Source organism: Paenibacillus sp. FSL R5-0517 (assembly GCF_037974355.1).
In the GTDB taxonomy this organism is placed as follows: Bacteria; Bacillota; Bacilli; order Paenibacillales; family Paenibacillaceae; genus Paenibacillus.
On record NZ_CP150235.1, the window covers coordinates 4438168 to 4460946 of the forward strand.

The 22779-nt window shown below is 43.7% G+C and carries 11 protein-coding genes; all 11 read right to left on the reverse strand.

Annotated features, from left to right (window positions below; genetic code table 11):
- The 11 genes from MKX40_RS19720 to MKX40_RS19770 all read right to left on the reverse strand — a co-directional run bounded on the left by MKX40_RS19720 (position 1) and on the right by MKX40_RS19770 (position 22775).
- Complete coding sequence (locus MKX40_RS19720; RefSeq protein WP_339235318.1) at positions 1-1767, reverse strand: hypothetical protein; 1767 nt, start codon at positions 1765-1767, stop codon at positions 1-3.
- A gap of 59 nt (positions 1768-1826) precedes the next feature.
- On the reverse strand, positions 1827-2960 hold the full coding sequence (locus MKX40_RS19725) for a hypothetical protein (RefSeq protein WP_339235320.1): 1134 nt from the start codon (positions 2958-2960) through the stop codon (positions 1827-1829).
- A gap of 16 nt (positions 2961-2976) precedes the next feature.
- Complete coding sequence (locus MKX40_RS19730) at positions 2977-7608, reverse strand: hypothetical protein (RefSeq protein WP_339235322.1); 4632 nt, start codon at positions 7606-7608, stop codon at positions 2977-2979.
- A 45-nt stretch (positions 7609-7653) separates the two neighbouring features.
- Positions 7654-13452 (reverse strand): hypothetical protein, encoded by a 5799-nt coding sequence (locus MKX40_RS19735; protein ID WP_339235324.1) that lies wholly within the window; start codon positions 13450-13452, stop codon positions 7654-7656.
- 101 nt (positions 13453-13553) lie between these two features.
- Positions 13554-14690, reverse strand: a complete 1137-nt coding sequence (locus MKX40_RS19740) for a hypothetical protein (protein WP_339235326.1) — start codon at positions 14688-14690, stop codon at positions 13554-13556.
- 13 nt (positions 14691-14703) lie between these two features.
- Positions 14704-16659 (reverse strand): hypothetical protein, encoded by a 1956-nt coding sequence (locus MKX40_RS19745; protein ID WP_339235328.1) that lies wholly within the window; start codon positions 16657-16659, stop codon positions 14704-14706.
- Positions 16660-16670: 11 nt separating this feature from the next.
- Positions 16671-17081 (reverse strand): hypothetical protein, encoded by a 411-nt coding sequence (locus tag MKX40_RS19750; protein WP_076331348.1) that lies wholly within the window; start codon positions 17079-17081, stop codon positions 16671-16673.
- Between the two features lie 18 nt (positions 17082-17099).
- Complete coding sequence (locus MKX40_RS19755) at positions 17100-17516, reverse strand: hypothetical protein (protein WP_339235330.1); 417 nt, start codon at positions 17514-17516, stop codon at positions 17100-17102.
- Positions 17516-20656, reverse strand: a complete 3141-nt coding sequence (locus tag MKX40_RS19760) for a M23 family metallopeptidase (protein WP_339235334.1) — start codon at positions 20654-20656, stop codon at positions 17516-17518. Before MKX40_RS19760 ends, MKX40_RS19755 begins: the two co-directional genes overlap by 1 nt.
- A 15-nt stretch (positions 20657-20671) precedes the next feature.
- Entirely contained in the window at positions 20672-22009 is a 1338-nt protein-coding gene (locus MKX40_RS19765) for a hypothetical protein (RefSeq protein WP_339235337.1), read from the reverse strand.
- 115 nt (positions 22010-22124) lie between these two features.
- On the reverse strand, positions 22125-22775 hold the full coding sequence (locus MKX40_RS19770) for an S-layer homology domain-containing protein (protein ID WP_282320884.1): 651 nt from the start codon (positions 22773-22775) through the stop codon (positions 22125-22127).
- Positions 22776-22779 lie beyond the last annotated feature (4 nt).

Genomic DNA, 22779 nt, shown 5'->3' on the forward strand with positions numbered 1-22779 from the left:
TCAAATCACAACCTTTCTAATTTTTACTTGTTTGATGTTACCGCTAGCATCGTATTCAAACGCCTTTTGAACGCCCTGGCCGTCATAGATCAATGTCTCGGTCTTAACGGTACCATCTGTATTGTAAGTGAACGATGTTTTCTTCAATAGCTGCGGTGTCAATTCTACGGAGAACACTTCTTCTGACTCGATGTCACCATTAGAGAGGTAGTTATACACGACATCGAGCTCAAGTGTACTTCCTTCAAGAAAGACAAGCCTCCTCCGGATGTCCGTGTCATCGAAGGTAGCACCACCTTGAAGTACATAATAATCTGCACCGTTGTTGATTTCGCGCAGTACTTTACCCGTAATGTCACGCTGATACTCAATAGACTTAATCTGTCCGTTACTCTCCGTAACCTCTTGTCGTTCCAGATTTCCATCCGGGCTATAAAAGTGCTCAATAGTGCGGTTAATTCCTCCATCAATCTTCTCGGTATGTACTTTTCCATCTGGATAATAGGTATATTCGGTTACCGAAGTGGTGTTAATAATAGACCCACGACCAATGACCGTTACCCGCGCTTCCCTGGGCACATCAAAAGTAAACCGTATAAGCGTATCATTATATTCAATGTAATCGTCTCCTGCATCCATGCGTATTCCGTCCAGAAATACCTCTGCGGAATTCGAACCAATCACATATCTGGGCACTTGAAAATCCCTTGTCGTCGACAACCTGCTGTTAGGAGCAGAAGTGAAATGAAATACGGATTGATGCTCCATGGTGCCTCGACTCTCAGCGAGTTCAAGACGACTCTGCATGTTGTCGAGTCTGTCCTTGAGAGCATCATAGACGACTCCGTTTTTATCTTCTCTTGAAACCACAACTTCTTCAGCAGTTGCTTCTAATTGGGCTTCCATCGCTTCGATCGCCGTATGATGTGAAGCAATTGTTGCGGTCTGCTCACCAACGTTTTTTTCCAGATCATCTACACGAACTCCCAATACAGACATGTCATTTTCAATAGAACCCTTTGTTAAGAAATACCTGAAATCCAAAGCTGTAAGTGAAGTTGTTGGAGAAACTCCGACATCGAGTCCACCAATGATCATGGCATCCTTGGGCTCTTTTTGATCTGAACTATAAGAGTACTCCCCATTTTCATGAAGGAAAATATAATATGTTGTGTTTGCCACAATGTCCGGGATGCTGAATGTCTGAGTAAACTGATCTACAATAACCTTATTGATACTGGCTCGTCCTGCATTAATCGTAACTTGAACACTGTTATTTGTATCTAGATACGTGGGATTGGTAACACTGAGATCCTGAATGGGTTGCTTCGCTACAACTTCAATCGCTTTCTCCAACGTGTCAAATCGATGATCTATGGATGCCTCTGCTCCACGTGCTTCTTTTATTTCCGTCTCAGCGAGGCTCAACCTCTTCTCATGGTCATCCTGGCCCTTAGAAAGAGTATTGACATCTGCTCTTGCCGTCAGAATATCCTGCTGAACATCATCCAGTCGTGAGCTGTTTGAGATAACCTTAGTCTCAACATCGCCTAGTCTCTGCTCATGATCTTTAACAGCATCTCGACTATCGCTTGCAGACTCTTCTACGCGAGTGATTCGGTCACCTAGACTGAGTGCAGACCCTCTGGCTTCTTCCAACTCTGCAAGACAGGAATCAATCTCATCATGCGTACGGACCCCAATATCACTCAATTCCTTATGACTCTTGGCGGATGATCGATGAGACTGGTTAATTCTTACTGACATTTGACCACCTCCATTCATGCCTTACTTGCTCTATACGTAATTAGTCCAATTCGATTAAGTCATATGTATGTCGAATACATCTGTAACGAAAATTTGACCTGAGAAGCATACCTGTCTTGAGACTCTTCCCTTTCCATTCGCAGCCAAAATCGATAGGACGCTCCTGGCAAAATGGTAAATGCGGTGACCGAGTAGCTAAAGGACCCAGGAATGCCATCAACATCAGGCGCAATCTGCACTTTATCCGTACCGCTTGTGAGCGCAAAGGTTACATTTTTAAAGTCTCCTGATATCATGGGGTTTTTAGCAAACATTCGAACTTCTTGTGTAGCGGAACCACCTGCCGTTAAATAGCCTAGAAACCGATCCGTATTGGGATAGAGAAGCATATCGAAATCTTCTCCTGTTTCAGGATTTGACTCTTTGTAATACAGATCTGGTGTAACCTCAAAATACATGAGGTCTCCTCGGTATAGCTTTATAGAATCTATGGCCTGAAACCGATTTCCATCTGGAAGCCTAATCCCAAAATTGCCTTCAAACGGATATGCATAAGGATCCATGTTAAAATGTACAACCGTCTCTTTAGATCGGCATACCCTGGATTCAAGCACAACACCATTCTGATCGATTAGATCAACCACAGTTCCTTTGGTCAGATTGTCTACGGCAATAGATGTTCCTTTGTTAATTCGAATATACTGAACATGCATGGGATGATCTCCTTCACCCTTCAGATAGAGACCTATTTTAGGAGCTCCCACAAGTTCTACAGAACCAATGATGTTCCACATCATACCATCATCCGACCAATACGCCGTGTAATAGTTGTAATCTCGAATCAAACGTATCCACGGGTAGGTCTTTAACAAAGGCGTAGGCAAAGACATATCCAGAAACTCTTCAATCTCCATGTAATTATGTTCGTCTACCAAAACAATAATCCCACCATAACATCCCTCCGTATCGGGATGATAATTGTTTTTCACATCCATGACGAATTGCTTCATATCTGTCAGAGGCTTATAGAACATATACAGTGGATCTGGACCATGATTGAGCACCAGGCTGCCACTACCCGCTTCATAGCGAGTAGTATCGTTAGGGAGTACTTCCCATTTGGAATCCAGGCTGGCGGTTGCGAACGCATCCTCATATATCCTGCCTGACTCTTTTAATCTTGCAACACCCATACTGCTCCTCCTTTCTTTACGTGAATAACCAGATGCGTTTACCGATTACACACATCTTAGGCCGTGCTTTCCATACTTCCAGCAGGCATTTAATAAGCGCTTCAACACACTTGTCTCCTCCACCGCCTTCGCAGTAAGGAATGACATAGACGTCATCACAGATCCAGTTGGTCAGTTCCATCCAGTCCAGATTAGCGTATTCGTAACTACGCGTACCCACTTCCTGAAGCGAGGTGAACACCCATTTGAATTCATGTTTGCCCTTGGGCACTGGATGTGAAAAGGTATAGTATCCACCCTCTTGAGTGAATGTTTTGATCAGCTCATCGTCAATGAAAAAATCCAGCTGACAATCAAACGGCTCTGGTACCCACACCCATCGTTCGTAGGCTTTGAAGTCATGCACCCGGAAGGTGGTCAGATATCGTTTTCCTGTCCAGTCGCTGATCTGCCCCTTCTGATCTGTTGTAATCTCCACCTTATACTTGCTATAAGGCTTGGGAGCCAGATCATTCAGTTCGAAGCCACGGAAACCATCTCCGTAATACTTTTCATCCCATAACACTTTTCCGTCCTCACGGGTAATTTTCACGCGCATATTACTGTTATCGCAGCCGCCCATCCAGATCGGTTTGTTATTCCAAACTTCAAAGTGAGTCACCTCAGCCCAGGATGGATCAACTTTAATAATGTCATCAATATTAAGTTTACCTCCCCAGATCATGGCGCCATCTCCAGGACAATCTTGTACAAAACGAACTTGAACTTCATACTTCCGCTTCTCATCTGAGGTATTTTCAACTTCAATTGTAACCAATGTGTCATCTTGATTCGTCAGATCTCGGGAATGAAGAAATTTCCCTTCTTCGAAGGTTTCAATAACGATTTTCGTCCCAGAACACGCTCTGCTGTTATTTTTATATAGACGAATAACATCTAGCCAAGCATGACTCCCACCATCTGGTGTTGTAGTGTCTGGTGGATTCGATGGATCCTTGCCTGGGTGAGGGGAATTGCCTTCAGGGAACATGTTTCCACTTGCATCAATACAGTAGTTAGGCCATCTCTCGGAAAAACTACCTTCACTTAATGTAAATCCACCTGCATCAAGACCTGTCGCGTTGGTTGAGGTTTTATCTTTAATAAGTGTGTAAACCACTTTATATTTGTGCCCGGGTATTAATGAGGGAGGGCTGTTAATGAAATCGCTAACTTTTTGACCATTTTCAACGGATACTTTAATAGGATTAAATTTGTTTTTTTCGTCTGTTAAATCAAACCACTGCACATTCACATAAGTTGATCGATCCACCAAGACTGGATTTAGCAGTTTATTTTGATTCACACCATCAGGATCATCCGTGCGAACCACAAGATCTTTGATGGCTGCATAATAGTAATTACCTTCTTTTCCTCTTTCACGCCCATTATAAGTATCAGTAAGACCTATAATTAATGTATATTTTCCAGGTTTCTCAACTGTAATTGGAATAGAAAACTTTTCTGCTTTTTTCCATTTTGTTTCATCAATACTTTTGCTATTATATCCTTTTTGATCTCCAAAATTATCGTTACAATCAAGAATTGTTACCGCTTGACTTGCTTTATCTTTAGGATAATAAGCAACCCTAAGTCGCCCGGCTTGAATTGAATCTTGTAACAGGTAACACAAATATTTAAATTTAATATCAAATGATTCAACACAATAGAATTCAAAAGTTATCTTCTTGGTATCTGAGCCAAATAAACTATATTCAGGACTTTGAGGGTTGTTTCCAGAAACATCCAATGAGTAATAGTCCACTGTACCATTTGATTTGTTAATAGTTTCAGCACGATCATATTGAGCACTCTTATTATTTAGTTCTCTTTTCACAAAGACTCTTCTCTTTGTTACTGGATAGACTGTCAACAATTCAGAGTAATTGAAACTTCCAATCTTAGGGGCAGTAAACGTACGAACAATTGTCGAATTTTGCTTAGTAACACCCAATGCGTACGCTTGACCAGAGGATGAGTAAACTTCACCTCTATTGGTTGCATCAAACTTAGCAGCACGTGGCGAATGCCCTCCATATGATTTTTGCGCGTACTGGATGTTATTCGTTTTTGAATCTCCTGTATAACACTTCACTCCATATGGATCTTTCGTTGTATCGCCTTGCTGATCAGTTCCCGTACCTGGTCCAGTGGAATCTTCCACCCCCCCATCTCCGTTACCTGGTGTATATTTTTTACCGTCACGGTATCTCCATCGGAATTGATGATTCCCCGAAGGTAGAGGATACATACAATTGGTCCCTTCTCTGTCATTCGACTGACTGCCTGTCCATACAGAGACACCATCAATTTGTAGTTCCAATTTTTCTCCCGGATCAAATTGCCCTCCGTATTGCCAACAGATGTAACCAGAATTATCTAAATGAGCTTCAAAATCACATATAAAATCCTGATCATGCCCCTGTGCCCACATAACCCCATCACCGTTTACAATTTTTTTCCACACCCAGTTTCCAGAGAATCTTAATGCTTCATGATACTTGCCTTCCTCATTAAACAATTCTTCAAAAACGTTAAAATCTCTTGTTACCCCTTTGTCTGGATCGTATGACGAGTCCATCGCTGGATAGATACGCATATGCTCTTGAATGCTAAACTTAGCTCCAGGATTTAACTCTGCATTATATCTAATTGTATCACCAGATTTTTCTGTTCTAGCTCCTGCATCTGTTACATCCCATCCACGAGTCACATCAACATACGAGCCTAGATCAGTTACAGTTCGATATGTATTCCCAGTATTGTTCCCGTACGTGAATAATTTTTCTATGTTATCGATGAAAGGCTGCTCAGTGTAATAATCTCGAATATAGAATTGGATAATATTTAAACCTTCCTCTAGCGGAATTCGTATCTGCTCCCCCTGGCTATGCATCGTTGAATAGTATTCAAGCATGCCATTTACAGTCACCTCGAACGATTCCGTAGCTCGTAATTGATGAGAATAACTAAACAAAAACCAACCCTCATCTTGCAAGTTCACTTCGGTTTGAGCAATCATATCCCCTTCTATAGGTTCATCCAGTCTTAATACATTCCCTGATCTTACCCATGGCGGACTGCCCGACATCTGCCACTGATAACTCCCAATCCCTTGACCATGAAGCGATGGTTCCCAATAATCAATCTCGTACGTTGGACATATAACTTCAACTACACCTCTTAAATCTACAGTCGTCTCAGGACCTGCTATAATTTCGTATTCAATCTTGGCTTGATTAGCTGTTGTTTCTGAATATTCCTCATTGATATTCCACTCTACACCGTGTAAAGATTGAGCATGGCTACCATGCCTGCTTTCTCCATGCTGAGTTCTGGATTCAAAAATGTCATCAAAAAACAATTCATAATCTATAGTTGGATATGATTCTTTATCTACTCCCATGAAGTAAGCAAAAGAAACTGTACCGTCACATTCATTATCCAAATCCATTTTCATCGTTTTACTTCGATCTTCATCTGTAATGAACTGAGCTTGAAAATGGGCTTGTGCAATGCTTTTTGAAGACTTTACATACCAATCACTATCACTTCCCTCCCCATCCAGATCAATATCCAAAGGAGCAGGCGGCTTGCGTGTATCCACAATCTCAACGACCTCAACATCCTTGATATAAATGCCATTGTTCTGCCACACTTCAGGTCTCATTTTACGAATTAACCAGTCGAACTTGTACATCTGTCCTGGCTGCAACGTAAATGCAGCTTCCTGCCATCCGCTATTCTCGCTCCATTCACCTCCGACTTGCTGCCCATTAATATAGAACAGCATGCCATTACCGCGCTTGGCACTAGCCAGGTACTTGAACCTGATCTGTCCATAACGCTTCACACGCCAGTTAAACGTAATTTTGGATGAGTTGCCAATCTCCAGAAGTCCTAGGTCCAGTTTCAAGATCATCTCTGAACCAGATTGTTCATTTCGGCCTACGGAGTGGACAGCTGCCCATTCCTGATCCTCCGTTGAGGACACATATCTGAAGAAATCAGGGAATTTATTCGAGAATGGGACGTCTTTTTTCATCGAAAAGAGCGGAATCTCATATACGGTTGCATCAAAATGATTGAAGTAATTCCCACTAAAATGATGGTAGTAGGGTGCCGGACAGATCGGCAATGACACACCATGATGACTACCGCCAGGCTTCTGGGCGTTTTCAAGAATTTTGTAAATACAGTCTTTCACCATTTGCAGAACTCTCTGATATTGTGTTTTATCTGGAGGCTGCTGCTGTTCTACCCACCATTCAATCCTGCGGTACATATTCCACAGTGCTTCACGGCATCGCACACTCGCATACCAGGACTTATCCTTCAGATATTGCTCAATGATCTGATCAATACTGTTCTCCAGTGCATCCAATTGAACCGTCTGCCATCGTCCGATCTGACCGTACCCTGGATCACCCAGAATAGGATTATTTTCTTCGCCGTGCCGGTCCGTTTCACTCCTCGGTGCATTGGGACTCTGCGGTAAATACGCAGGGTTATTGGGGTTGCTGTAACTCTCGTCCGCAATCTTCGCTCTCATATTCGCGAACAATACACCTTTCTGTGATTTGGAGAACAAACCAAATGTATGACCCATACCAATCACCTCCCATTCTCTCTATACGACAAAAAGAGCACCGAGTTAATCGGTGCCCGTCAGATCATATTGCAATTTCGAATCTGTGTAGATCTGGATCTTATTTTGCATTACTGATACGGACAATGTATACCATTTATCCTTCTCCCACTTGAAAGGTTGCATCGGGGAACCCACTGCAGTTGGATTGCCAGCAACGATTTTATATAGCTGCATCGGCGTTCTCATATCCAGACTGTTATCGCTGTCTCCTCCGTGAACCATAAACATCCAATAATTATGTTCATCGAAGTATTTGAAAATAATTCCTGCGCCATCCCCATCCGTACTTGTATCTACCTTGAAATCAATGGAGAATTTATACGTCTCAGCCAGGAAATTATTACGATACCATCCACTGATGTCCTTCGTATCTTCCTTGGAATAAAACTTTCCAAGCAATTGATCCCGATCCCAATCGCCTTGACCGAATTTAGTCCAATCATCGGACTGAGACAACTCCAACGCATCCATATCCTTGGAATACGGATAGTACACATTAAACGGATCATTCGGATCATAATCCTCCGGCACACCCAACCCGCCTTCCCAGTCTTCAGGATCCATTCCTCGATCCAGCAGATCTTCCGAATAATCGAAGATAAGCCCCTGCGCCATGGTGTCCATCATTGGAATGTAAGCCTCGGCGGATTCCCGTTCAGCCACCGGGTGATCCGTCAGTGTGAAGCTCTCACGTGGTTCCATCTTGGCTTCGTGATACAGTTCCATAAGATGAGCTGTTCTCTCGGGAAGGAACGCGTGCAACTGTTCCAGATACTCTGCTCTTTTCTCAGGTCTTTCAGCGAAAATAAAACCTGTGATGACTTGAGAACAGCGTTCTTCAAATGAAGCCATGAGAGAATCAGGATTTTCAATTTCAGATAATCTGGCGTTTGCTGTTCCAGTGGGTAATTCTCTTTCTATGCTGGATTCACGTTCCTCAGTTATCCCTTTAAAATCATCTTTACTAAGATAACCCGGGTCTATTAACTTGCTGCCAAAACTCTCCCCGTCATTAACAACGTAGCTTGTGTACGGAAGACTACTTCCGTAACTTAACTCGTCACCTGAGAATGCAAACCTCTGGAGTGTGGTCCCGTATATCCCATCAAAATGCTCACCGGCTCGCTCACCCCCAACGCCACTTTCCATTTCATGTGAATGACCATATCGATCCATTTTCCCCGCTGCGAATTGCTCCCAATCCAGAGTCGTGCTTCTTAACAATTTCATTCCAGAATCCAATTGGTGGTTATACGCGTCATAAGAACTTCTGGAGCTCATGAAAGAGTTATCCTCAATATGAACGTCTCTCGTTTTAAGGTAAGAATATTCGCTTTGGATCAGGTCTATCTGTTTATATTGGAAGCCAACAAGTTCCATGTCCAAAATAGATTCATTAAATTCCTTGTTTCCGTAGAACATGTCCTGATCCAACAATCCATTTCGCAGCTTCACTACATCATTGATCGTCTCATGAGTATGAGCCCATCTCTCAGCTTTTCCTCCAAAAAGGTTTTCATGCAAGAATGCTGATCGATCCTTTTTATTTAACTCAAGCGTTTGGATCAAATCAGCTTCTTTACCGTTTTTAAGCGCATGAATTTGCTCATCCATAGTGGAATCTTTGGCATTTTTCAGACCGTACATGTTCTCTTCCAAATATCCATGTTGCGGTTTGTCGGCGAGCAGATTCTCTTCCATATTGCCGTACTGGGGTTTGTCCGCTGAGAGTACAATCTCTGTTGTTCCATACTTCAAGTTTGTTCCACCAACAATCTCAACTGGAACATCACCGTATTTCAGATTTGTTCCGCCAACAATCTCTACAGGTATATCTCCATAACTGAGCCCCGTGCCACCCACGGATTCCACTGGAACATCTGCATATTTCAGATTTGTACCGCCTAGTGGTAGCGTGAGGTCAAGGTAACCATTTTGCGGTTTATCCGCTATAAGTTGTTCTTCAAGATTAGCAAGCTTTTCAATCGTGCTATCCGTTGTCTCATGAAGGTAAGCGTCATGAGTATGCTTGTAACCAAGGATCATGTCATGATCCAGTGCCGAATCCTTTGTACTCTTTATCGAATCATAGATCAGTTCGACCAATTCGGTATCTCTGAACCCTTTACCACCGTAGCAACCCTCATCATGCAATTCACTTAAGCTTAACTTGACAACTTCACTCTCAATCTCATGGACGGATGCCTCTTTCAGGATTCTTGTGGAATGGTTATCTTCAAGCATGAGAGATAATCTGTTCATGTTATTCGAAATGATTTCAACGTTGAATTGCCCTTTACGCATGATGGAATGAGCCGTCAGCATATCGTCAAGATTCGCATATTTCATTATAGCAGTGGCAAGGGATATCTCATCTTGAACCGATCCATCTCGATCTACCCTAATCGCTTCAGAAGCATTATTTATCAAAGTGGATTCCCAAGCTTGCCGCGTCCCTGCGTTAAACTCAATATTCATCGCACTTTCTCTTGCCCACATAGAACCAAGCGTATATCCAATCTCAGCTACTCCATTTCGATATTTCGCGCTACTTATTGAATAATCGTCGCTGAGCAGTGCTGATCTCCATTCCATAGTTGCCAGTGAGTAATCGATATCAGTAGCTGCCTGACGTGGTTCAATCATGCCAATCGAATAGCTCTCATTCAAATACAACTGTCTAATCTTGGCTGTGCCTATGGAGTATTCACCACTGATTAAACCTTCTCTTGTTGGATTAGTAGAAATAGGTTGTTGATCAAACGAGTATCCCTCGCGAGTCTTTGTCGTACCAATAGCATACTCGCTGTTCAGAAGCATCTGGCGCAAGTTCGTACCACCCATGGTGTATTCATCGTCCATCATTCCATAGCGATCACGGGAAACCCCGCCCATATTAAATTCGGTATGAATTACGCTTTCACGGTTCATATTGGAACTCACGACATCATGGTCAAGAACCATTCCGTCCCGTTTGTATTTTGCGCCTATGCCGTACTCATCAAAGGCTTGTCCTCTGCGTTCAACTTGACTTCCTTCATACGCTGGGTCATCCGGAAATAGTGCCCCTCCAGGATTCAGGTAACCTAATGAATCTTCAAACTCAATAATCGCCGGTCTTGCATTAAAATCTGCGCCGTAAATGACTTCCGTAATTTCGCCATGCTGATCTTCCTTTATTTTCACTCCCTCGAAAATATCTGTCTCTAGAGTAGAATTACGTCTGTTCAGTTCAGCCGATCTAGATTCATCTTCAAGTACTGCCATGCTCAATTCTCTGGATGCTTCTGCAAGTTCTGTCCCTATATCACCTGGCTGAGATTCCTTCGCACCTTCGAAATTAAAGGAAATGATGCCTGATCTGGTTGCTTCTTTGTCAGCTGTTAAGATCCCACAATTAACTAACGCATCTATCCGCTCTCTAACCCCAGCCAAAAACGGTTCATCAAAATAAACCGAAGCGTCTGCATTATTCACAGCTTCCATCATCATCTCCAGAATGACAGCCGGGCTGTTCTCCAAGATCTCCCCAACAATAAATTCCTCATCCAGATACCCTGGGTACGCTTTATTCCCCAACCATCCTCCACCAACCAATTTATCCAAGAGCTCATCCCGAATCATGCTTGGTCGACTACGATCTCGAATGGATTGCCGGAGCGTTTCCAGATGTAGCTTTTTACGTTCTCTATGTAACAAAAGTGGTTTCTCAGTCAGATGTATATGCTTCTGTTCATCGTTCTTTCCATACGAATTTAGCTTTTCGAGCATGGTAGAACGTAATAATTCTTTGTCAGCCAATTGATCCTCCGACTCAGGTAACCACAAATCATGAGCTAATGCTCTATCTGCCGTTATTGAACCAGCCGCATAGCTTTCAAAGGCAGTTTCTCTTGCTGCACCTTCCTCGCTGTTCGGGATGTACAGATTCCTTTTTTCTGTTTTTGCAGTATGGAAGTTATTCTCAATATAGCTGTCTAACTTGCTTTCTCTTTCACCGAGTGATTGCTTGTTGAGTATTTCAAGAGCCTCTGCTATCACTCGTTTGCCTAGCCTGCTCTCCCTCTCCATATACCCCGGAGCCTTACTAATCCTTCTGCTCTCCTGCAAATCTCTAAAAACAAAACCGTGCTCCCTACTTTCACGATAACCCCGCTCTGCATGACGGTCTACCTCACTATGAACCACATAAATCCGTCGCGCCTTAGGACGCTCATGCTCAATATACATTTTCTCCAAATAAACTCTTTGTCCCGTAGTCAGATCACCTATGACGTTCATATCTTCTGCTTGATCCCGAACAGCCCAAGGAAACTGCCTTTCCACATCCGTAATAGTTCCTATATCTCTGGATGCCAAAATGATACCGGATGCTGTAGTTGCCGGATGTTTGTCTATTATTCTGTGAGCTTGGAGCGGATGCCATAGGGTATTACTAGCACGAAAGACTAACGCATTACGATGTTGGTCACGGCTGCTTTGAATTAGATCATCATGAAAGTACAGTTGCTCGTTGACTTCTCGCGTACTTCTCATATCGGTATGCAGAGCTGTGGGGTACTGACGATCCTTCAGTTTGGCAAGTACACTCTCATGAGTAGTCAATTCATTCTCAATAACCCGCCTAGCCTGATTCAGTTGTGAAAGAAACATCTTCTCTTCAATGTCTCTGACTGCTTGAACAATTCTGCCAGTAGTCATTCCAGTAAAGGTTGTTTCTCGCATAGCTGTCCCTAGTGTTTGCATGAGTGTCAATTGGGATGTGTTAGAGATTCTTTGAGCTAAAGGCAATGTCCGATCAAAATGCATATACTTTATTTCCTGAAAGCGACGAATATAAGCAGTCGACATATCCGATAGAATGGATAACTGCTGATGATCATCTACCCTTTTCCCCATCATGGCAGCTTGTTCGGCAAATGTTTCTTTATGACCATCTCGTAAACCTAGCAGATCCCGATATAGAAATTCCACATCTTGTTTGCTTACCTTCCTGGATTGAAGACTGCTCTCCAGTTCTGTACTTCTGAAGTGGTCCTGAATGGCTTCTAGCAAAAAATCATTTTGTGTCCGGCGTCCAATGATTTTCTCCACTTTCTCGAAAACCTCTGCCACATCCATATCCGGTTTGTCGTTTCGAACAGCGTGTATCCATTGCTTAATTTCCAGTTCAGAGCTGCTATCTTGCTCTGCACTATCTGCATAATCCGCAATCATCCCAAATTCACTAACCCTGAAACTGATTTTTCCTGGCTCCAACTTATCCAGATTCTTCACAAAATTACGAGTTAGACCCAAATTACGGACAATCTTTAACTCTTTATCGTTATCTACGCGCCAGCCCTCTGACATATTTTCATGAATGAATGAATCCTTTAATCCTTCGGGCCTGTGGCCTTCGTCTTGATGATCCATTTCCAAAGCTTCAATTAACGCAGATCGCTCCATTTCGAACGAAAATTCCATGACATCGCCTTGCTTGGTAGCTGAGCTCGATCCTTCCATGGAACTTCGCAAAAGTCCTTCTTTATCCTGTTTAGCATCACTTAGGACAATAAATCGTTCTTCTCCTTCCAGATCCTTGCGAATCGCTTCCACAAGTTGATGATTAAATCCATGTGAGATGGATCTTGCCATGTAGAAATCAAGCATCAGGACACTTGGATACCGGCTGTAAGGCATATATATAAATCGATAATCCTCAGGCCTGCTTCCTGTAGTTCCGACTGTAAACAGGTAACCGTACTGAGTTGTCGTGTAATCTATAACGGTGAAATCAAACTTGTTGATTACTTGATTCACGTCACTGCCCCCTTCCAACTAAAAAAAGGGAACCCCTGAGTGGAGTCTCAGAAAGTTCCCTCTCACTGAATCTATACGACTCAGCTTTGATTCAGTTTAACTTACGCCGTATAACGGACTTCCTTCAGAATAGCCACACCCATGCGTTGGTTAGCAGACAGATTCATGAAATTCTGTGCTGTATCGGTATCGAAGTAACGATACACCTCTTGGTCCCAAGACTTGCCTTCCACATCAATAATTAACTCATCCAGATGAAGGATATTATGCTTCGTAACCGCGATGCAGTTATCAAATTGACCACGGTAGCCCTCATAAGGATGAACCACGTAGATCGGAGACAAGTGATATTTGGACGTCCATTTAGATGCCTGGAAGCCCTGTGGTTCCAGTTCCAAACCGGTATCACCCAATTCAGGATCTTGATAAGCTTTACCTTTTGGTGGAGCTTGCGTGATAAAGGAAGGATAGTGCTGCTGGAATTCAATACCTGATTTGGTTTTCAACATCTGAAGTGTGTTGTTACCTGCAGAGGTATATTGACCGTAGTAATACGTTCCTGTTGTGGCAATCTGAGCGATATCCGGTTCTTCAATTACCGCTCCCGCAGTCAGCATTACGTTTCCGTCTACATCATTCAGGTTGTATTTGAACGGTTTCAATGCACCTGCATACAGGAAGGATTTTTTGTAATCAAGGAAGTTTACTGCTGGGTCGGCAACGAGAACCATCGCCAAACGATTGTTCATGACATTCACATACATGTATACAGGTTTTTCTTTATTTCGATCCGTTGGTGTATAGTTTTCTAGTGCCCATTGGTAGAGTACCGGATGTCCTGTCAACTTGAATGTTGGACGAGTAGTTACTGGTAGTGTAGTTGGTTCGCTACCTTCGAATCCTTCAAGCAACTGCACAGTCAACGTACTGTGCTCCTCATAGGTTGGAACTGGTGCAACAACACGTGGTACCAGAGCATGATTGATAAAACTTACATAGAAATGCTTAGTAATCGGTGTTGCTTGTGTTCCAATGGTCATGGTTCCACGAAGAATCAGTTCCTGAATTCGGTCGCTACTGTCCTTTTCCTCGTAAAATACTTCCCACAGATTTTGTTCCTGAGACTCGCCTGCAGTGGATTCAAATGGGAAACTCTTAAACCCTGTTACTTCCTCTTTCAGTTTTGTCAACACGTCCTGTGAAGTAGTGATTGTTTCTACATATTTAAAATTTGCCATTATGTAATCCTCCTTATTTTATCTCTTTCAAAAATGCAATCGTAATTACATCTGGGGATGGGGAATGTTTGAATAGATTCAACGGACTCTTGATACTGAAAAACTTGTAAACTTCTGTCCACGTACCCAACGCAGGTTTGGAAGGATCTTTCAGAATTTCTGTATCTACGATTAATTCATCGCGATTGACCAGGTTATGGTCGTATATCGCAACTACACCGTCCATATAACCCCGATATCCTTCTGCCTGATGAACAAGGTAGATTGGACTCGCATGATACTTTCCTGTCCAGAGAGATTTCTGGAAGCCATCCGCATCTACAATCAATTTAGCAAGGCCCGGGGGAAGTTTACCCACAGAAGGATAGTTCGGAAGATGCGAAATAAATGCCGGGTAATAGCGCTGGAACAAGACATTACTGCGTGTCTTCAACATGGACATGGAGTCCATGCCATTTGAAGTGTACTCACCATATTTGGCATAGATATCCGGATTAAGATCCGTGAGAATATCATTTTTCGTATAACCTGTCATATCTGTTCGCAGATCACCCATACCTACAGTGACACCGAAGTTTCCTCCATGATCGTAATCATTGAACGGAACGATCTTGCCTATGTATCCAAAACTACGGTAATAGCTATGAATATTCGGTGAAGGATCACCTTCCAAAACAAGAACTACTCGATCATTATTTACCGATAAAGTGTAAGCTACCAGGTAATCCGGTCTGCGTTTTTTGTTAGGCAACCACGAGGTTGTAGAATGTCTGCCGTGGAAAAAGCGAGCAGCCGGGCTTACGATCTCTGTCTTGCCGTCATAATCCAGCTTCCACTTCGTGGACGGTGGGATGAAAGGTTTAATGGCTAAAGAATCATTCCATGTCAAATACATATAATGTGCCTTCAATTGGTCAATGACTGTAGGTGCCTTCCCAATCGTTATGGTTTCAGGATCACAGATCCCATCATACGTTTCGCGCTGGCTTCCTTGAGCAACTTTTCCCTCGAAGCCTTCTCCATAGTAGATGTTAATGTAGTTCCAGTCATGAGCTGGCTGCTCAAGCATGACATAATAATCACGAACTTGAATTCCTGCGGGAACTGTAGGCGTTGCTTTCACTACTGTCTGAGCTGTTACATTGTTCAGTACATCCGCTGTATAAAATAGTTCATCAAACTTGTAAAGTTGCTTTACAGGTTCATAAAAAGTATCAACAATGTTTGCCCATATCCAGTAGGGACTGTATCCATAGTCATTGACTTTTCTAGAAAAATTATATTGATATTTTCCTTTGGGGGCTAATTTGATCGCATATGCCCAATCCGTCGGCATTTCTGTGACTATTTCAAACTGATTCCATTCATTTGACGATTTAGTCGATCCATCGAGATTTCCAATTACCTGATTTACCAAGTATGCTCTATACCCGTCAGGAACTGAATCATCCACAACAACAGTCACCAAACAACCAGGAATATCTACGTACTTTGTTTCATTGGTTTGACCATCTTGGTAAGTGAATTGAACTACCTGAATTTTACGTCCTGTTCTATAGTTACCGTAAGTAATTCCTATGTTTGCTCTGCCCGGTTGGGCCATGCCTTCAATGGTGTCATCGAAATAGGTTTGCCTTACTTCCCAAAGACAGCCATTAGCATCCAAGGCAGAATCGCCCGAATGACTTTTTGCCTCGGTCCAATCCGGAATTTTGTAAACTTCGTACTGATTCCCGTCAGAATGGGCGTACATCCCAATAATACCCTTGTTATAGCTTTTGCTGTAGGTTACCCATTCAGCTCCATCAGATTCATAGACCTTCTCCCAGCGATTGGCGTCAATCCCGCCCTCTACTCTGGGAATATCAGCACCTACAATTTCATCGGCCAGCGTATTGATTAATTTTTGTGCTTCCGACTCTCCGTCAATATAAGCGGCAAAGTTCGTCTGCGGTTTTTGCAGTGCCATCGTCACCCTCCTTATCTCAAAAATTTGATGTTGTACCAGACCGACTTGGCTTCAGCCACCGCGTTAAAAAAGTCAAACGTGATGGTCGTTCCCGCTGGAATGGGGTAGACAATCCCGAAACTGTTCCCCATGGAAACCGACTCGGGAAGTTCCTTCGCATAAATGGTGCGGCACACCTTTTCCGTCCCGATCGTCAGTTCCCAGTAATCGCCGACACAGTAGTGGCTCGCAGCAAACGCAATGCTCAGAAACTCCGTGTCATACGCCAAGGTGAATGTATCCGACTTGGTGGTCTTCGCCGCCGGAATGTCCAACATCTGTCCCCGAATGAACGGGATCGTCTTTTTACTGAAGTGTGGGTACGGCAGCTCGCGCACTTTGTCGATGACGCCACCCGCGATGTAAGATACATTAAATGCCATGGAACCACCTCCTACATGTTATATACGACTTACGCTCGTTCCAGTTAAGCGTCCTTCGTCATCATAATTTAGAGCAATATTGTAAGTGAACATCGACTCTCCAGATGCATCATATGTACGGGCCGTCACCTGCGTTAGCCTAAAATACTTATAATAATCATAATCCGGGTGAGAGTAGCCCACCCCGGAAGGAAAGTCTTCCTCATCCTCTGAGCCAAACTTCATCCAGATCGAAACCTTCCATGCCGATTCATACAAGAGGTCTGCTCCAGTCACCCGGTCAGGGTCCTGCATGTGCTCCCGATATAATGTAACGGAGGGCTCACCTTCGAGAGGAGAAATATTCGAATTGGAGATACTGTTATATTTGCGAAGTTCCCGGTGGATGAGATCCAGCACGGGAAAAACAATATTTTCATTTACAATGCCGGCCATTACACCATCACGCCCTTTCTTGCCCACATCATATCAATAACCTGTAACATGCCCCGGTCGACCGAATAACTGGTTTTAATACTTTTAATCGTATATACAGCTCGTGTGGTGGTCGTTTTATCCGTCACAACGACATTGTCGAGCAGATCAAGCGCAGGGTTGGCAGGTATGGATACCTGTAGTGTACGACACATGCGTTTCATGTCAAAAAAAGCTCGTTCTGCCACCTGTCTTTTGGCTTCAACCGTCTTCGCCCAAGGAACGGCCAGCACCATGGTTCGGATCTCTCCTTTGAGTTCAAGCAAAATCTCTTTGTCTACAAAACTGCTCTGACTGCTATTTGAGTCGATAACAACGATGTGACTTCTTCCTCTGGACCAATCCGTAGATTTGGTAATGGAGATCAGATTGTCATTCTCGGAAAACTCTGCTGCGACCGGTTTGTCATAATTCAGGCGCTCCAATCGGTATGTACCATAACGGTCACAGTAGCTTCGATACGGAAGCTCCGATATAACCTCCTGAACGGCTTCCGTAACTTTGCCTGACCATTGCTCAAACGTCCTGCCATACTCCTCAATAAATGGATTAAGCCATCCGTTCGGTGTCAGCACTGTACTTGCGTCCTTAACTTCAAACTCACCTTCCTGACCCGGTACGGGAACAATGACCCTGCCCGTCTTTTGATTCACCTCAATCAGATAGGTCTCGTCAATCACATAGTCAGGATAAGAGCGATCCTCACTGGTTGCCCTCCAACCGACCATACCTGCATGTTTAACCAGATCCAGTACAACGGTTGATTTGACCCAAGCCGGCTTTTCAAATTCTACAGGCTGAGCGGGTGTTGGTGTAACTGTCGGAGTGGAGGTTGCTGTAATGGTCCAGCTTGCCGGGTCTGCGAGCATCTCCTGATAATAGGTCCATACCTTGTCCACCCAATTCTCCCGATCCTGACTCCAGGTCATGGGGGCAATGTCTCCACCATTATGGAAATAAAGTACATCTGCCTTGGAAGTCACTTTTTTCCCTCTCGAAGCCAGTGCCTTGGACATCCGTTCTGCTCCGCGCTTCATTTGCTCCTGAATACCTCCGTATTTCTCAGTACACGGTCCCTCACTAGGACAGCCGTATCCAAGAATAAAGCTGCCGTTCTCATCTTTACCCTTACCTTGTGTTCCGAGAACGGTCTCATGCCTGCATATCGCAAGCAAAAACTTATGATCAGGCACACCATACGCTGCAGCTTGGGCCTGTGCGGCCTGAATGATGGATGATGTCCGGTCCGTGCCAACTGCTGCAGGCGGCACCGGATCTGGCACATTATCAATCTCATCTACTTCTGGATAGGCTTTTTTCTCGGAAATGACTTTCTCGATAATACGCTTGTACATATCTCGAGCCGTGATCTCCAACGTGGAGCCTTCGCCATTGATGTCCACCTTATCAATCAGTCCCGTAAATACCCGCATCATGTGCTGACCATATCCCATATATATGCGTATCGGTGTGTTTTCACTCAGAACCCCGATATGGAATCCGTTTGCGAAATACGACCATGGAGACGGTACGCCCCCAAGCTCAGGAAAATGAGCAGGATTATAATCGGGGGAGAAGAATCCTCTCGGATTGGAGATCGTCAGCCGTGCTTCCCGGGCTTCAGAATCAAACTGATCATCAATTTCGGCACTAATGATATTGGGAAGAACCTGTGTGTCCATATAAACAAAAGACCCGACCTGAATAACATCCGTCTCGACCCTTTTATTATTGACAAAATCTGTGTAGCTGTTCGTTTGATAATATCCTTTAGATGGATCGAGCCCTTCTTCACTCTTTTGATTCTTCAACGGAGCAGGCAACAACTCTTGAATGCGAATATAATCAATGGCGAATTTTTTATACTTCTTACTTGAAGCAGGAACAGACCCGGTTGGGACAGTGGAGTTTTGTTTGCCCCCATACGTCACCTTAATCTTGATACTCTTGGCTTTTGCAGGGATCACAATATTATTCAATTCCGTCAGTTTGGTCAGATCATATGCCCCGTTGAATTTATTGACATAGGCATATGTTTTACCATCAATCACCACGACGAAAGAATCCCCTTCCGCTTCACTGAAATTAGTCCCCATTCCAATACTAAGCAACCCTTGTGTGGGCATACTCAGTTTCGTCACGTTAATTTCGAATTCAGCTACGGCAGCTTTGCCTTCAAACGTATACAGCAACTTGCCTCCTGAATCAAACATAGTCCAGCCCGATTCAATCTTGGCATAATCCGAAAATTTCAATCCGGTTGTATAAACGTCTTTCTCATGCCAGTTTCGCTTGTCGAACTTCTCATTCAGTTTAATCTCTCCGGGATATCCCTCGACCTGAACCGGCTTTACATCAGTAAATGTTGTTGTGGCATTTCCGTGCATTTTACGCTTTCCGCTCAGATATAATCGGGGATCGACTGCCTTACCTCCCTCTCCAGTCTTAGACGTTGGACTAACCCCTTCCCAAATTTCAAAATGTAGATGTCTTCCTCTGCCAGCGGCACGTTCAGCAGCTGAAACCTTGTGACCATTGGTGTACACTCCCCCTGTGTTACCTAGAGTACCAATCACTGCTCCCTGAGCCACTTGATCATCCACCGAACAGAGAATGTCTTTCAGATGAAAGTACTTGGTGAGTAAACCACTGGCATGCCTGATCGTTACGGCATTCCCCGCACCCTTTGTTTTATTGCGAGCTGTATGTACGACCTTACCAGCCCAAGCAGCCAAAATCGGGGTTCCGATCTCATCCCACAAATCGATGCCTCTATGGCTTCGAGACCCCCCATCTCTGGCTGAACCAAATTTATCTGTAACTGTAATGCTATCAATCGTTTTACCCTTGACAGGAAAAAAAATCTCCTGAGCATTCGCTTGAGTCGAACCATTATATGTACCATTGCTCGACTCATCCACCCAAACGGATTCTGTACTGATGATGGGTACCTGCTCGGTTACGATATGCCTGAACTCTTCTGTCCGTCCCGGGATAAAGGCCAGCCGATCTACTTCGACACGGATATTGGGAAGCGCTCCTTCCCCCAGCTTCAGACGCTGGGACAGCACATTCATAACCTCATCCGAAATTGGAATCATATTGTAATCTCCCCCTTACTTGAATCGCTCGATGGTCCATTTCATGAATCGGTCCAGGAAAGCTGCGGCTTCAGCCCGTGTCATAGCGGAATTTCCAAGGAACCATATCTCTTCTTCGTCTGTGCCATTTACAGGTCTCCCCATTTCCGTAACTACTGCCGCACCATCCATCTTTTTCTTGATAGGAATGCCATTAATGAGTGGATCATTGTTCGCAAATGTTTCGTCCTCCATTTCTGAGACGGCTATTTTCCAAAAGGCATCCTTGGACTGTTCTACCCGCTCACCTTTGGTTTGATAATAAATGGCTGAATCTTTGCCAACGTCTGCAAACCTCTCGCTCACATCTTTGAGATAATAGAACGTCACTTCGTCGCCTTCTGAAAAAGGTTGATTAAATACAACCGTGTGGTTGTCAATTTCCGAATAAGCGGGGGTTTCTGGGACGTTATCTTTTTTTTCGTCTTTAAATTTCACTGTGACTTTAAGTTTCTTTTTACCTGCCGGATAATTGCCGTTAAGTCTAAAGACCCGTTGACCTTGAAATGCCGTAATAGGCTGATTAATCTCCGTCGTTGGTGCTTTCATGTCCGTAAATCTGGCATAGAACACCTTGCGCAACTTGTTAATCAGATGAAAGGCTTCTCCCCGCTGTATAATGGCATTAGGAAAAAAACAATTGTTGTAGGCTGGTTTGAGGGTTGTTGCTTTGATATTTTCACTCATGAACTTGTTATTCTTCGTCCAATAATTGAACTTGCAGGTGACACCGTTCAGATTAAAAGGAAGAAACACCGAGCCCCCAGGGCTGACACAATATACATCCGTTCGGTAACCAATCGCCTTTGTTGCAATTTTGGTTACCGCCTCTGCGTCTCCCATGGTGTCTGCCCATACCTCGGAAGGAATACTGAGTCTGCGAAGCGGTTGGCCTGCTGCATATAAATATTCCTGATGATTACGACTGAATGGATCGTAGAAATAGGTCGTCGCTGCGCTAAGTACAGCTCTGGGCAGATCTCCAGTCCAGGACACCGGTGGCCTTTTCCAAGCACTGTCCAGCAACGGTTCACCATAACTACAGAAGGACACCACCTGTCCTGCTTTTACACCGGTATACAACTCCACATCGGTTAATCCCTTACTATTGGTTTCAGCCGTTTGGTAGATGGTTTGAACACCATCAATAAACACATACAGTGGATTGTCATCTGTTGGTTTAATCAGCACAGGCAGACTGAATGAGGTTTGCCCCGCTTGCCCCTTGATTTCTTCATATACAAAAGGTTTGCCTTCCTCAAACTTGTTGTAGTTGATCCCAGCCACAAAGACTTCACCATCATCCAAAACCATATTCGTGGCTTCCATAACATCGTTATAGAACCAGTCCCCTTCGTTTACATCAACCCATTTTCGTATGATAAACACCTCCTATCTTTAGAATAGACAGAAAAGAGAGTAGGTCACCCTACTCTCGAATTGTTCGTTCCAGCAGACGCTTGGTACGCATCAGAAAAGTAACAAACTCTGCTCTGGTTATAAAGTTTTCCGGTCTGAAATATAGAATGGGTGTGCCATCCAATTGGGTTACAACCGTCAATCCCAAATCAGCCAAGCGTTCAATGGAATCTCTTGCCCAGTGGTCTTTACCTTCTGTCGTCTGTAAATCCTGAAACTGTATCGCACTTTTTCGATCATATCCATCTTTTTTGATCAGGGTCATGGTCAATTCGACCTTGTACCCCTTCTGATCCTTATCCATCGTATCCTGATGGTAGAAAATTGGGTCAACTTTGATGGACTCTACAACACCAACATAGATATTGCCCTTCTCATCATAAAATTTGTGTGTCCAGCCTACGTACATGACGTAGTCGTGATAGGATTGCTTATCTTTAAACAGGATGTTAATGATCGCCTTGTACGAAGACACACCCATCTGATGAAAATGTGAGGGAGCATTAATCATTTTAATTTCCCTTACTTGCGGATTGGGCGAAGGTGAAGAGTACGGATCAATAATTCTTCCGTTTACTGGCTCGAACTTCATGCCTGTATCTACATATAGCTTTCTTTTATACCGGTCATTAACTAAGCCAAACGGATTTTGTTGAGTCATATCA